The sequence below is a fragment of the Gaiella sp. genome, from assembly GCF_035558935.1.
Taxonomy (GTDB): Bacteria; Actinomycetota; Thermoleophilia; order Gaiellales; family Gaiellaceae; genus Gaiella.
Window position 1 is genome coordinate 1 of record NZ_DATMBZ010000128.1, and the last position, 13,153, is coordinate 13,153.

The window sequence follows — 13,153 nt, forward strand, 5'->3', positions numbered from 1 at the left end:
CGGGCCGTTCGGTTCGCCTCGCGGGCGAGCGCTCGGCAGCCGGCCCGCTCGAGCACGTCAGCGGCCTCCGCCCTCAGGTCGGCGGGAACCTGCCCGTCGAGCTCGGCGAGCAGCGCCGCCGCGCGATCGAGGTGGAAGGCCTGGGCCTCGACGAGCTCGTCGGCCGACCGCGACCGCAGCCAGTCGGCGAATGCACGGTGAAGCCGGGCGCGCTCGCCCTTCGCGAGGCCGCTGTAGGCGACGTCGCGGATGAGGATGTGGCGGAAACGGAACGCCGTCTCGCCCGAGATCGTCGAGAGCGGCTCGCGCGTCAGGAGCTGACGGTCGACGAGGTCTTCGAGCGCCGAGTCGACGTCGAGCGCGGGGTCGAGCTCCGCAACCGCGCCGCGCCAGAAGACGCGCCCGACGAGGGCGCCGTGCCGGACGACCGACCGTGAGGCGGGCGGAAGGCGGTCGATCCGCGACGCGATCAGCGCCTGGATCGTGTCGGGGATCCGCACGGCACCCCCGTCGCGGTGCTCGGCGAGCATCCGCACCGTCTCCTCCACGAAGAGAGGGTTTCCCTCGGTCTTCTCGAGCAGCGCGCTCCGCAGCCCGGCGGGCAGCCCCGCGCCGTCGACGAGGCCGTCGACGAGCTGCTCCGCCTCGTCGTCCGCGAGCGGCGGGAGGTCGATCGAGATCGCGCGGCGGCGGCCTCCGCCCCAGCCGGGCCGCGCCTCGAGCAGCTCGGGGCGGGCGAGACAGACGATGAGGACCGGGGCGTCGTCGATGCGGTCGGCGAGGTGCTCGACGAGGTCGAGCAGCGGATCCTCGGCCCAGTGCAGGTCCTCGAAGCCGAGGACGAGCGGCTGGGCCTCGGCGAGGCTCACCGCCCACTCGTGTGCGGCCCAGGCGATCTCCTGCCCGCGACGGGTCCCGGACACCGTGTCGAGCACGCCCGCGGCGAGCCCGAGGAGGTCGGCGACCGCGTCGCTCGAGCAGGCCTCGCGGAGCTTCTCGAAGGCCTCCTCCGGCGAGTCGTCGGGAGAGATCCCCGCCGCCGACTGCACCATCTCCGCGAGCGGCCGGTACGCGAGGCCTTCTCCGAAGGGCAGCGAGCGCCCCGCGAGCACGGTCGTGCGCTCGAGCCCCGCGAAGAACTCGCGCGCGAGCCGGCTCTTGCCCATTCCGGGATCCCCGAAGATCGTGACGAGATGCGCGCGACGGTCGCGCACGGCACGCGCATACGCGTTCTCGAGCAGCTCGAGCTCCTCCTCGCGGCCGACGTACGGTGCCACGACGTTGAGCGGCCGCCCCATCGGGCGCTCCGTACAGACGACGCGCCTGACCTCGAGCCCCTCGCGGAGGCCCTTCAGACGCTCGCCGTCGTGCAGCTCGGTCACGACGCGGTCGGAGGTGAGGCCGTGGGCCGTCGGGCCGATCAGGATCTCCCCCGGGGCCGCCGTCTGCTGAAGGCGGGCGGCGACGTTGATCGCCTCTCCCGTAGCGAAGGTCGAATCTCCGTCCTCGACGACGAGCTCTCCCGCTTCGATTCCGACCCTCACCGGAAGATCTCCGTCCGCGTTCTCGACGATCGCGACGGCGGCGCGAACTGCCCGCTCCGCGTCGTCCTCGTGCGCGGTCGGGACGCCGAAGACGGCGAGCACCGCGTCGCCGGCGAACTTCTCGACAGTGCCGCCGTAGGCGTCGATCTGCGCCTTGGCACGCTCGAAGAAGCCCGTCACACGCCGCCTGGCGACCTCGGGGTCGCTCGAGGAGACGAGGGCCGTGGAGTCGACGAGATCGACGAACAGCGCCGTCGCGAGCTTGCGCTCCATGCCTCGAAGTCTAGGTTCGGGGCCTCTGGTCGGGCGGGCGGTTTACCGCACCGAACCAACTAGCATCCGGCGCGATGCTCGACCCGAAGGTCTTCAAGGCGTACGACGTCCGGGGGATCCACCCGACCGAGCTCGACGAGGACGGCGCCTACCGGATCGGCCGCGCCTACGTCGAGCACTTCGACCCGACGGCGATCGCGGTGGGTCGCGACATGCGCCTCAGCTCTCCCTCGATGGCGGCGGCCGTGATCGAGGGAGCCGCGGACGGCGGCGCGGACGTCCGCGACCTCGGGTTGATCGGCACGGAGATGCTCTACTACGCCGTCGGCGAGCAGGGCCTCGACGGCGGCATCGTCGTCACTGCGTCGCACAACCCGAAGGAGTACACGGGCATGAAGATCGTCCGCCGCGGGGCGCTTCCCGTCGGCGGGGACTCCGGGCTCGAGGACGTCCGTCGCGTCGCCGAGGCGGGATTCGGCGAGACGACCCGCCGTGGCGAGGTCCGCCCCGACGACGTCTGGGAGGGCTTCGCGGCCAAGGTCCTTTCGTTCGTCCAGCCCGATGCGATCCGCCCGCTCCGCGTGGTGATCGACGCGGCGAACGGCATGGCGGGGACGATGCTGCCGCCCGTCCTCGCGCGGCTCCCGCAACTCGACGTCGTCCGCTGCTACTTCGAGCCGGACGGCTCGTTCCCGAATCACGAGCCGAACCCGCTGCTCCCCGAGAACCGGGAGTTCATCGTCGAGCGGACGCGCACGGAACGAGCCGACCTCGGCGTCGCGTACGACGGCGACGCCGACCGGTGCTTCTTCGTCGACGACACGGGCGAGTTCGTCCCGGGTGACTTCGTCACGGCGCTCCTCGCCCGCGCGATGCTCGAGAAGGAGCCGGGGGCGAAAGTGATCTACGACGTCCGTGCGAGCTGGGCGGTGCCACGGGCGATCGAGGAGGCGGGCGGCGTCGCGCTCGTGAACCGGGTCGGGCACGCGTTCATCAAGGAACGGATGCGCGAGGTCGACGCGCTCTTCGCCGGGGAGGTGTCCGCGCACTACTACTTCCGCGACTTCTCGCAGGCGGACACGGGCGTCGTGCCGTTCCTCGTGATGCTCGAGCTCCTGTCGCGCGCCGAACGGCCTCTCTCGGAGCTTCTCCAGCCGTTCCGCTCACGGTACTTCCTGACCGGCGAGATCAACACGCCCGTGGCCGACGTCGAGAACAAGCTCCGCGAGCTCGAGGAGCGCTTTGCCGCGCAGGGCGGGCGGATCTCGCATCTCGACGGTGTCTCCGTCGACTTCGACGACTGGCACTTCAACGTCCGCCCCTCCAACACCGAGCCGCTCCTGCGGCTCAACCTCGAGGCGCTCGACGAGCAGACCATGGAGCGGCGGCGCGACGAGGTGCTCGAGCTGATCCGCAGCTGACTCCGCGACGAAAGGACGGGCGTGCCGACACTCCTGCAGTTCGACTTCCCCATGAAGGGCCCGTGGGGCGACGACCTCGCCGAGGCGTTCCGCGATCTGGCGGGAATCATCGAGCGCTCGCCGGGCCTCCGCTGGAAGATCTGGACCGAGAACGAGGACGAGGGCATCGGAGGCGGCATCTACCTCTTCGAGGACGACGAGACCGCGCTGGCCTACCTCGAAGAGCACACCGCGCGCCTCGAAGGGTTCGGCGTGAGCGACATCCGCGCGAAGCTGCTGCACGTGAACGAGCCGCTCACCGAGCTGACCCACGGCCCGGTCTAGAGTGGCGACCGCGCCGGAGCTCGGCCGCGTCACCGATCGGCGGCCGCCGTTCAAGTACTCGGCACTCACGCGTGTCTGGTTCTCGGACACCGACGCCCAGGGAGTCGTCTACTACGGCCGCTACCTCCCGTACTTCGACCACGCGCGCACCGAGTACCACCGTCACCTCGGCAGCCTCGGAGTCGGGGGAGCAGAGTTCGTGATGCGCGCTTCGAGCGTCGACTACCACGCGCCGGCGAGCTTCGACGACCTGCTCGAGTGCTTCGTCCGGGTCAGCCGCCTGGGCCGCACGAGCGCCACCTACGAGTGCGTCGCGGTGCGCCTGCCCGACGAGGTTCTCATGGTCACGGCCACCCAGACGGTCGTGCTCGTCGACCTCGCGACGCGGCGTCCCATCCCGATCCCCGACCCGTCCCGCGCGCCGATCCGCGCCTTCGAGGGCGGCGACCTCGTCGAGTGAGCCCCGAGAGACGCCGTTCTCGATGATGAAGGGAGCCTCGCCCGTGGGAGAAGCGCGGTCGAGTGGCGCCCCGCCATCGGCCTTGCGCAGGGTGCGACAGGCCGGCGCGCCCGTCCGGAAGAGCCCGGACGGGCGCGGCGCGGCTTCCCCTCCCCCATACGCCTTGTATTGGCACCCAGTCCGGCCGTCATCCCTCGTTCAAGTGATCCGATCCCCCGAACGGGGTACCACTCACTCGTTCGGTTCGATCCCTCGAACGAGGGACGCGGCTCCTACCGGCCGCGCGTAGCCCGGACGAGCTCGACGGCGGCCTCCCGCTCGAGCTGTCCCTCGACCCGGATCGTGACGCCGTCGCGGTCGACGAGCAGGGTGTTGCCGGCGAGCCAGCCCTGGTCGTCGCGGATCGTCCCGTCCGGCGCGACGAAGAGCACGGCGTGCGGCCCGCCCTCGAGCCAGACCGCGGGGTCGCCGTCGACCTCGAACCGGTCGACCGCCGTCGTCCGGCCCACGAGCTTCTTCAGAAGCGCCGGGTCTCCCACACGCCCCGGGAACTGCGTGATCAGGAGGCGCACGTCGTCGCCGTCGCGCCAGATGTAACTGACCCGAAGCCCGGGCGCCAGCCTGACCTCGTCCGGAGCCGGCTCGTCGCGCGGTGGCTCGGCAAGGGGGAACCCGGCCCCCGTCTGCGCGGCGACGGAACTCGTCCGCTGGCCGAGCACGTCGAAGTCGCGACGAGCCGGCAGGGGCGGCAGCTCGTCCACCCGGACGATGCGAGCGCCGCCGATCCCCAGCCAGTCGAGGATCGCCGTCCGGGCAGGAGGCACGGCGAGGACGGCGAGGAGCGCGGCGAGGAGGGCGACGGCGACGATCGCGACTCGCAATCGGCGCGGCCGTGCCGGAGGCCGCTCTCCCAACCGGTCTGCGACAGTCGTTGCGACATCGGGCTCGGCCGGCCAGTCGACGACGGCCGAGAGAGCACGGAGCTCGCGCTCGAGACCGCTCACGATTCAGCCTCCCCGACCATCGCGCGAAGCCGCTCTAGCGCCCGCGACGTGCGCGACTTCACCGTCCCGCGCCGGATCCCGAGCGCGGTGGCCGTCTCCTCCTCGCCCAGCTCGAGGAGGAACCGGTGCACGAGCACCTCGCGGTCGCGCTCGTCGAGCCGCCCGAGCGCCTCGAGCAGCTCATCCCTTCGCTCCGCCGCGACGGCGGCCGCCTCGGGGGACGGAGCCGCGTCCCCCGAGGCGGCCGCCGCGCGCAGCGCAAGCCCTGTGCGCCGCCCGGCCGACCGCCTGCGATTCCGTGCCTCGTTGGCGACGATGCGCAGGAGCCAGGGCCGAAACGGCGCGCCGTCACGGAAGCGGCCGAGCGCGCGGTAGGCCTTGACGAAGCCGTCCTGAACGGCCTCCTCCGCGTCGCCCCGCTCGCCGGCGGCGACGTAGGCGACGCGAAACGCAATTCCCTGGTGCATGCGCACGAGCTCCTCGTATGCAGCCGCGTCGCCCCGCTTCGCAAGCGCGACGAGCGTGCCCTCGTCCGGTGGTCGGCTCCCCACTCGCCCCTTCTACACCCGGCGTACCGGTGAGGTTCCGGGGGGCGTGCGGGGCGTGGCCCGGGCGTGGCTCCAGCCTCGCCCCTCTTGGATGGGGTAGCGTCGCTCCGGTGAGCGATCGCTGGACAAGCCTCCGCGTCGACGAGGTGCCCTCGATCAAGGTCGCGGGCGACCTGCGCTGGAAACCGATCCGGCGGACGCTCGGGATCGAGGCGTTCGGCATGAACGCATACACCGCCGAGCGTGCGGGTGACGACGTCGTCGAGCGCCACAGCGAGGAGAGCCTGCGCCACGAGGAGGTCTACGTCGTGCTCGCGGGCCGCGCGACCTTCGAGCTCGACGGCGAGACGCTCGACGCTCCGGCAGGGACGATCGTCTTCTTGCGCGACCCGACGGTGCGCCGCTACGCGACTGCGGCCGAGTCGGGGACGATGGTGCTCGCGGTCGGCGGCAAGCCCGGCGAGGCCTACACGCCGTCGGCCTGGGAGTGGTACTTCGAGGCGGAGCGCTTCCGCGACCCGCTCGACCCCGAGGCGGCCCTGCGGCTGATGGACGAGGCGAACGAGCGGTTCCCGGACCACGCCGGGGTCGTCTATTCGACTGCGTGCTGGGAGGCGCTCGCCGGGCGCACGGACGACGCGTGGGCGACGCTGCAGCGCGCGATCGAGCTCGAGCCCAAGTCGCGCGAATGGGCGCTCGGCGACGAGGATCTCGCCGCGCTCCACGACCGGCTGCAGGCGGACGGCTGACGGATAACGCTCAGTTGCGACCGCGAAGCGGGCGCCTTTAGGGATCTGCCCCGCCGAAGGCGGGGATCCGAGCGGCAGGAATCCGCTCGGCGGATTCCTGCTCGCGAACGAGCTCAGCCGTTGGGCGTCATCCGGTAGGCGTCGAACACCGCATCGAGGTTGCGCAACGCGGTCAGCAGGGAGCGCAGCGCCTTCACGTCGCCGATCTCCGCCGTGTACCAGTTCCGCGCCATCCCGTCCTCGACGCTGCCGCCGTACGAGACGATGTTCGCGCCGTGCTCGGCGAACGTCCGCGCGACGTCCTCGAGGAATCGCGCGCGGTCCCAGCCGTCGACTGCGATCTGGACGCGGAAGCTCGATGAGGCCGTGCCTCCCTCCCACTCGACGGCGGTAAAGCGCTCCGGGTTCCGCATCAGCGCCTTCACGTTCGGGCAATCGGCGCGGTGGATCGTGATCCCGCGACCGAGGGAGATGTAGCCCTTGATCTCGTCGCCCGGAACGGGGGTGCAGCACTTGGCGAGCCGGACGAGCACGTCCTCGACGCCGGGCACGACGACTCCGAGCGACGTCCCCGTGACGATCCGCTTCCGCGCGGCGGGCTTGGCGGTGACGACCGGCTCCTCGGTGACGTCGTCGACCTTGAGCCGTTGGAGCACCTTGTTGACGACCTGGCCCGTACCGATCTTCCCCGAGCCGAGCGCGAGGTAGAAGTCCTCGGCCTTCTTGAAACCGAGCTCGCGGATCACCGATGCGAGCACGCTCGAGCCCTGCAGCTTCCGGTAGGGCAGGTTCTGCGCCTTGAGGGCCTGGTCGAGCGCCTCGCGGCCCTTCTGCTCGGTCTCGCCGCGCGTCTCGCGCTGGAACCACTGCCGGATCTTGTTGCGGGCGCGCGACGACCGCGCGAGCGAGAGCCAGTCGCGTGACGGCCCGCGCCCCGACTTCGACGTCAGGATCTCCACGAAGTCGCCGTTCTTCAGGTGGTAGTGCAGCGGCACGATCCTGCCGTTGACCTTGGCGCCCACGGTCCGGTGGCCGACATCGGTGTGGACGGCGTACGCGAAGTCGATCGGGCTCGCGCCGGCGGGCAGCGTCTTGACCTCGCCCTTCGGCGTGAAGACGTACACCTCGTCGTCGAAGAGGTCGGTGCGCAGCGTGCGCATGAACTCGGCGGCGTCCTGCTCGTCGCCCTGCCAGTCCATCAGCGAGCGCACCCAGGTCAGCCACTCGTCGTCGCCCTTGGCCGACTTCCCGCGCTTGTAGAGCCAGTGGGCTGCGACGCCCAGTTCCGCCTCCTCGTGCATGTCGCGCGTCCGCACCTGGATCTCGAGCGGCGTTCCCGTCGGCCCGATCACCGTCGTGTGCAGGGAGCGGTAGCGGTTCAGCTTGGGCATCGCGATGAAGTCCTTGAACCGCCCGGGCATCGGCTTCCAGAGCGAGTGGATGATCCCGAGCGCGCCGTAGCAGTCACGCGTCCCCTCCTCGCCCGAGCGGTGGACCATGACGCGCATCGCGGTGAGGTCGTAGATCTCGTTGAACTCGCGACCCTTCTTCGCCATCTTGTCGTAGATCGAGTAGAAGTGCTTCGCGCGCCCGGAGATCGTCGCCGGGATGTCGGCCTTCTCCAGCTCGAGCGTGAGGATCGTGGCCGCCTGGTCGACCTGCGACTCCCGGTCGGCGCGGCGGTCGGCGACCATCGCCTTGATCTCCGCGTACTTGCGCGGATGGAGCGCCTGGAAGGAGAGGTCCTCGAGCTCCCACTTGAGCGCGTGGATCCCGAGCCGGTGTGCGAGGGGAGCGTAGACCTCGAGCGTCTCCTTCGCCTTCTGCACCTGCTTCTGCTTCCCGAGGTACTCGATCGTCCGCATGTTGTGCAGGCGGTCGGCGAGCTTGATGAGGATGACCCGGACGTCCTGGGCCATCGCGACGATCATCTTGCGGTAGTTCTCCGCCTCCGCCTGCTCCCGGCTCGAGAACTGGATCCGCGTGAGCTTGGTGACGCCCTCCACGAGCTGCGCGATCTCGGCGCCGAACTCGGCGCGCAGATCGTCGAGCTCTGCGTCGGTGTCCTCGACGACATCGTGGAGGAGCGCCGCGGCGATGGTCTGCTCGTCGAGGTGGAGCTCCGAGCAGATCCGCGCGACGCCGTACGGATGGTGGATGAAGTCCTCGCCCGAGCGTCGCAGCTGCCCCCGATGGCGCTCCTCGGCCGTCGTGAACGCGCGCCGGATGAGGTCGCGGTCGACGTCCGGGTTGTAGGTCTCGACGCTTGCGAGTAGCTCCTCGACGAGGTTCTCGTGGTGCTGCTCGGTACCGACGACCGCCATCAACCCAGTGTACGGGCCGAGGGTTCGAGTTCCCCCTAAGGGGGGAAGGACGTCGGGCGAATGAGACGAACGGTATGGGTCATGCGGCTCCTGCGGGACTACATCGAGCGGCGGCGCCTGCGCCGGATGCTCTTCATGCTCGCCGCGGCGTCTCGCCGCTGACGGTTTCCCGGGCCAAGGCCGGGGGTACGAGTCTGGTTGGGCGCCCGCGCGCGCCCGACTTCTCGTCTTCGCCCGAAAGGAGCCCGACGGTGGCGACCAAGACACGGACCATGTTCGACACGCGCAACGACCTCCCGCTCGAGAGCCGAGAGAAGCTCGTCGAGCTCTTGAACGCCCGGCTTGCCGACACGCTCGACCTCTACAGCCAGGTGAAGCAGGCTCACTGGAACGTCAAGGGGCCGAACTTCATCCAGCTGCACGAGCTCTACGACATGGTCGCCGAGACGGTGCTGCCGTTCGTCGACGAGATCGCAGAGCGCGCGACCGCGCTTGGCGGGCTCGCGACGGGGACCGTGCGGATGGCCGCGGAGGCGACCTCGCTCGACGAGTATCCGCTGGACGGCACCGATGGACAGGAGACCGTGCAGCTCGTCGCCGACCGGCTCGCTGCGTACGGTGCCGCCGCCCGCGAGGCGATCGACACGACGGGCGAGGAGCTCGGGGACATGGACACGGCGGATCTGTTCACGGACATCTCCCGCGCGATCGACAAGCATCTCTGGTTCGTCGAGACGCATCTGAACGGCGAGCGCTGAGCCTAGGCGGCGCGCGGCAGCTCGACGTCGGCTCGCTCGAGCAGTCCGCGGAAGGTCTCCGACTCGAGCAGCTGACGCCGTGCGCCCGCCGCGAGGTCGAGCTCCGCGAAGATGCGGCGCGCGTCCGGTGCCCAGGCGGCTTCGCCGGCTCTCCACTGCTCCGCCAGCCAGGCACGGAGCGCCTCGTACGAGGCGGCCGCGTCGAACAGGCGTCGCACCACAAGCTGCGGCGCGACGGTGCCGTTCCAGCGGTTCTCCTTCAACCGGAAAGCGACGTCGAAGCGCGCCGCGTCGCGCAGCCGGTCGAGCTGACCGCCAAGGCCGAATGCGATCGCCGAGCCGCCGTCGCGTCCCTGCTGACGGACGCGGAACCGCAGGTGCTTCCCCTCGCCCACCGTGCCCGCCCCAGCGGCCTCGACGCTCGCCACGAGCAGCGTGGGCTCGGGGTTCCCGAGGCCGAACGGCGCCAGGCGGTCGAGCTCCTGCGCGAGCTCGAGGGTGAGCGCTCCGGCCGGGACGATCGCGTCGATCGTCGTCGTCGGTCGCAGGTCGGCGTCGGCAAGGACGGCGTCCGCGTGAACGCCGAACGCCTCGGAGAACGCGTCGAGGCATTCCGTCTCGATCGAGAGCCCCGCGGCGGCCCGATGACCGCCGAAGCGGCCGAGATGGGACGCGCAGGCGGCGAGCCCGGCATGGAGGTCGAAGTCGGCGACGGAGCGTCCCGAGCCCTTCCAACCCTCGCCGCTTCGCGCGACGAGGACGACGGGGCGATGGAACCGCTCGACGAGCCGTGAGGCGACGATTCCGATGACGCCCTCGTGCCACCCGTCGTCCCAGAGGACGTATCCCCGTCGCGCGCGCCGTTCCGCAGGCCACGACTCGACGCGCGCGACGGCTTCCCGGAGGATCCGCTCCTCGACGGCCTGGCGCTCGCGGTTCAGGTCCTCGAGCGTGTCTGCAAGCTGACGGGCTGTCGCCGGGTCGTCGGTCAGGAGCAGCTCGAGCGCGAGGTCGGGGCGACCGAGCCGGCCCGCCGCGTTGATGCGCGGGGCGAGCCTGAACGCGACGGCGGTGGCGTCGATCGCAGCAGGGTCGACGCGCGCCGTCCGCATGAGCGCCTTCAGGCCCGGGCGACTCGTCCGCGCGAGCGTCCGCAACCCGGCGGCCGCCAGCGCCCGGTTCTCGTCGACGAGCGGGACGACGTCCGCGATCGTCGCCAGCGCAACGAGATCGAGGACGCCTGCGACGACGGGATGGTCGTCGCCGAGCAACGCTCGGGCAAGCGTGTAGACGACTCCCGTGCCGCACAGCTCCGGGCACGGGTATTCCGACGGCCTGGTCGCCACGACTGGGCAGTCGGGCAGCGTCTCGCCGGGACGGTGGTGGTCGGTGACGACGACGTCCAGGCCGAGCTCGCGCGCGCGGGCGACCTCCTCGACCGCCGTAATCCCGCAATCGACGGTGACGACGAGGTCGACGCCCTGCTCCGCGAGCTGCTCGATCGTCTCCGCGGCGAGGCCGTAGCCCTCTTCGAAGCGGCTCGGCAAGCGCCACTCGACGTCCGCGCCCGCCTCGCGGAGCACCAGCACCGCGACCGCGGTCGCCGAGATGCCGTCGACGTCGTAGTCGCCGTGCACGCAGATCCGCTCGCCTGCCGCGATGGCCGACCGGATGCGCTCGACCGCGCGGCGCATGTCGCCGAGCGCGAACGGGTCGTGTCGAGGCGGCTCCGCCGCGAGGAAGGCGCGGGCGGCCTCGGGCTCCTCGAGACCGCGCCGGACGAGCACCGTGGCCGTCGTCTCGCTGACGCCGAGGGCGTCGGCGAGCTTCTCGACGCGACTCCAGTCGCACGGTCGGGTGATCCAGCGGCCCTCCTGCATCGCCCAGCCGACGGTACGGAGGACGTCGGACGGAACTGTGCTTGCTTTGCGCGAAGCGGGAACCCAGACCCGGATTCCCGCCGCTTGATCCCGACTTCGGTCGGCGCAAATCCCTGGAGGCGCCGGCTGGCGCCGTCGCAACTACCCCGTTGCCACAGCGTCAGCTACGCACGTCGTTCTCGGCGCTCGCGCGTCAGCTGCAGGATGATCTTCACCCAGAGCAGCACGATCGCGGCGGTCGCACCGATCACGCACACGGCGAGGGGCGCGAAGAACGCCATCTGCTCGAGCGAGTACTTCGTGACGGCGGCGCCGACGAGCCAGATGAGCAGCACGGCGGCGACGACTCCGACGACCAGAGCTCGATTCTTCACAACGGCAAGCTAGCGTGCGGTCGATGGCCGACGTCATGTCGAACTACTCGTCCGGCGACGACTACACGCTCGAGTTCCTGGGGTACAGGTTCTCGTTCGGCGCCCCCGACTTCGAGGAGCGCGTGGCGGCGGCGGCCGTCCGGCTCGGCCTCGTCCCGACGAACGACCTGGACGAAGACGAGACGGCCGACCTCGTCGAGCTCGCCGCGGACGGCCGGATCGCGGAGGCCCGCAGCCCGCTCGGCTCCTACCTCGTCCGCCACTGGGAGCGGCTCGCGCTGGTCGAGGGTGAGTCGCTCGTCTACTGGCTCCGCAAGCTCGTCTTCCGCGGTGCGTACCTCGACCACCGCGTCAAGGAGGGGGTGCTCGAGGTCGTGTGGGACGACGACAGCGGCGAGTTCGCGTACGCCGAGCCCGAAGGGGGCCGAGCGCTCCTCGAGCTCGCTCCGACGCCGTCCTGGCGCGCGCTCCAGTTCCGGCGCGATTAGCCAGCCGCTGCGGGTTGCGTGCTGAACCCGAGCGCGTGCTCGTGCTCGGGCGCGGCGATCCGGAGCTCGCGGACCGCTCCGAGCGGGACGATCACGTGCTCCGGATCGCCGCCCTCACCGTGCGGCGTGAAGCTGACGAAGCCGAAGCCCGGTTCCGCGGAGAGCGTCTTCAGACGGTAGAGCGAGCCGTCCACGAGCTCGATGCTCACCTCGGCGTCGTCGAGCGAGTGCTCGGCCTTGAACGCCTCGACGCGGCGCAGGATGCGCTGCACGAGGTCTTCGAGCGGACCCGCCATGCCCGGTGTCCAGATGACGCCGCTCAGAACAGGCTGCCCTCCTCGCGTGCCGCTCCGAGGTGAGCACGTCCGTGCTCGGTGATCACGCGTCCGCGCGGCGTCCGCTGCAGGAACCCGAGCTGGAGCAGGTACGGCTCGTAGACGTCCTCGATCGTGTCGGGCTCCTCGCCCAGCGCGACCGCCAACGTCGAGAGCCCGACGGGCCCGCCACCGAACTTCTCCGCGACGGCCTCGAGCAGCTCGCGGTCGATCCGCTCGAGGCCCCGCCCGTCCACCTCCAGCAGCTCGAGGGCCTCCTGTGCCACCCCGGTCGTGATCGCACCGGCGTGCCGCACCTCGGCGACGTCGCGCACGCGCCGGAGAATCCGGTTCGCGATGCGCGGCGTCCCGCGCGACCGTGACGCGATCTCCTCGGCGGCGTCGTCGGCGATCTCGACGCCGAGGATCCCGGCCGACCGGCGCACGATCGTGCCGAGCTGGCCCGGGTCGTAGTACCCGAGCCGGAACGTCATCCCGAAGCGATCGCGAAGCGGCGTCGTGAGCAGGCCGGTGCGCGTGGTCGCGCCGACGAGCGTGAACGGCGGCAGATCGAGAGTCAGCGTCCGGGCGGCCGCCCCCTGTCCGAAGACGATGTCGAGGCGGAAGTCCTCGAGCGCCGGGTAGAGGATCTCCTCCGCCGAGCGGTTCAGCCGGTGGATCTCGTCGACGAA

General features: G+C 71.0%; 14 protein-coding genes. 6 read left to right on the top strand and 8 right to left on the bottom strand.

Going from position 1 to position 13,153, the window contains the following annotated elements; all coding sequences use genetic code 11:
- Positions 1-1,817, bottom strand: a 1,817-nt coding sequence (locus VNM44_RS12395) for an ATP-binding protein (RefSeq protein WP_325626196.1), incomplete at its 3' end; no start/stop codon positions are given.
- Positions 1,818-1,891: 74 nt separating this feature from the next.
- Here VNM44_RS12395 and manB point away from each other — a divergent pair.
- From manB to VNM44_RS12410, 3 genes are read left to right on the top strand one after another with little or no spacing between them, the layout of a single operon-like run.
- Positions 1,892-3,238: a phosphomannomutase/phosphoglucomutase gene (gene manB / locus VNM44_RS12400; protein ID WP_325626197.1), complete on the top strand. Its 1,347-nt coding sequence runs from the start codon at positions 1,892-1,894 to the stop codon at positions 3,236-3,238.
- Between the two features lie 21 nt (positions 3,239-3,259).
- Positions 3,260-3,562 carry a monooxygenase gene (locus tag VNM44_RS12405; RefSeq protein ID WP_325626198.1) on the top strand — a complete coding sequence of 101 codons (303 nt, stop codon included), beginning with the start codon at positions 3,260-3,262 and terminating at the stop codon, positions 3,560-3,562.
- Position 3,563: 1 nt separating this feature from the next.
- Positions 3,564-4,022 carry a thioesterase family protein gene (locus VNM44_RS12410; RefSeq protein ID WP_325626199.1) on the top strand — a complete coding sequence of 153 codons (459 nt, stop codon included), beginning with the start codon at positions 3,564-3,566 and terminating at the stop codon, positions 4,020-4,022.
- 272 nt (positions 4,023-4,294) lie between these two features.
- Here VNM44_RS12410 and VNM44_RS12415 read toward each other — a convergent pair whose 3' ends face one another.
- Together VNM44_RS12415 and VNM44_RS12420 are read right to left on the bottom strand one after the other, a co-directional pair.
- Positions 4,295-5,026, bottom strand: coding sequence for a hypothetical protein (locus VNM44_RS12415; RefSeq protein ID WP_325626200.1), 732 nt, complete (start codon positions 5,024-5,026; stop codon positions 4,295-4,297).
- Positions 5,023-5,577: a sigma-70 family RNA polymerase sigma factor gene (locus VNM44_RS12420; RefSeq protein WP_325626201.1), complete on the bottom strand. Its 555-nt coding sequence runs from the start codon at positions 5,575-5,577 to the stop codon at positions 5,023-5,025. Before VNM44_RS12420 ends, VNM44_RS12415 begins: the two co-directional genes overlap by 4 nt.
- 107 nt (positions 5,578-5,684) lie before the next feature.
- On the opposite strand from VNM44_RS12420, the gene VNM44_RS12425 reads away from it, so the two are divergent.
- The gene (locus VNM44_RS12425; RefSeq protein WP_325626202.1) at positions 5,685-6,323 is read left to right on the top strand and encodes a TPR end-of-group domain-containing protein; all 639 of its coding nucleotides are present in this window, start codon (positions 5,685-5,687) and stop codon (positions 6,321-6,323) included.
- Between the two features lie 113 nt (positions 6,324-6,436).
- On the opposite strand, the gene VNM44_RS12430 is transcribed toward VNM44_RS12425, so the two are convergent.
- A complete protein-coding gene (locus VNM44_RS12430) occupies positions 6,437-8,647 on the bottom strand; it encodes a bifunctional (p)ppGpp synthetase/guanosine-3',5'-bis(diphosphate) 3'-pyrophosphohydrolase (RefSeq protein WP_325626203.1) in 2,211 nt (736 codons plus the stop codon).
- Positions 8,648-8,898: 251 nt separating this feature from the next.
- Here VNM44_RS12430 and dps point away from each other — a divergent pair, with 251 nt between their 5' ends.
- Positions 8,899-9,405, top strand: a complete 507-nt coding sequence (gene dps / locus VNM44_RS12435) for a DNA starvation/stationary phase protection protein Dps (protein ID WP_325626204.1) — start codon at positions 8,899-8,901, stop codon at positions 9,403-9,405.
- A 2-nt stretch (positions 9,406-9,407) separates the two neighbouring features.
- On the opposite strand, the gene recJ is transcribed toward dps, so the two are convergent.
- Positions 9,408-11,285 (bottom strand): single-stranded-DNA-specific exonuclease RecJ, encoded by a 1,878-nt coding sequence (gene recJ, locus VNM44_RS12440; RefSeq protein ID WP_325626205.1) that lies wholly within the window; start codon positions 11,283-11,285, stop codon positions 9,408-9,410.
- 164 nt (positions 11,286-11,449) lie between these two features.
- A complete protein-coding gene (locus VNM44_RS12445) occupies positions 11,450-11,659 on the bottom strand; it encodes a hypothetical protein (protein WP_325626206.1) in 210 nt (69 codons plus the stop codon).
- A gap of 23 nt (positions 11,660-11,682) precedes the next feature.
- Here VNM44_RS12445 and VNM44_RS12450 point away from each other — a divergent pair, with 23 nt between their 5' ends.
- On the top strand, positions 11,683-12,147 hold the full coding sequence (locus VNM44_RS12450) for a hypothetical protein (RefSeq protein WP_325626207.1): 465 nt from the start codon (positions 11,683-11,685) through the stop codon (positions 12,145-12,147).
- Here the strand turns inward: VNM44_RS12450 and VNM44_RS12455 are convergent.
- Both VNM44_RS12455 and ruvB read right to left on the bottom strand, forming a co-directional pair.
- Positions 12,144-12,443 (bottom strand): hypothetical protein, encoded by a 300-nt coding sequence (locus tag VNM44_RS12455; RefSeq protein ID WP_325626208.1) that lies wholly within the window; start codon positions 12,441-12,443, stop codon positions 12,144-12,146. The two genes, VNM44_RS12450 and VNM44_RS12455, sit on opposite strands and share 4 nt — an antisense overlap.
- 23 nt (positions 12,444-12,466) lie before the next feature.
- Positions 12,467-13,153, bottom strand: a 687-nt coding sequence (gene ruvB / locus VNM44_RS12460; protein ID WP_325626209.1) for a Holliday junction branch migration DNA helicase RuvB, incomplete at its 5' end; no start/stop codon positions are given.

Excerpts from the sequence above, each read along its gene's own strand:
- VNM44_RS12455 (WP_325626208.1), bottom strand. The coding sequence starts at position 12,443 with ATGGCGGGTCCGCTCGAAGACCTCGTGCAGCGCATCCTGCGCCGCGTC.
- manB (WP_325626197.1), top strand. The coding sequence starts at position 1,892 with ATGCTCGACCCGAAGGTCTTCAAGGCGTACGACGTCCGGGGGATCCAC.
- recJ (WP_325626205.1), bottom strand. The coding sequence starts at position 11,285 with ATGCAGGAGGGCCGCTGGATCACCCGACCGTGCGACTGGAGTCGCGTC.
- VNM44_RS12450 (WP_325626207.1), top strand. The coding sequence starts at position 11,683 with ATGGCCGACGTCATGTCGAACTACTCGTCCGGCGACGACTACACGCTC.
- VNM44_RS12430 (WP_325626203.1), bottom strand. The coding sequence starts at position 8,647 with ATGGCGGTCGTCGGTACCGAGCAGCACCACGAGAACCTCGTCGAGGAG.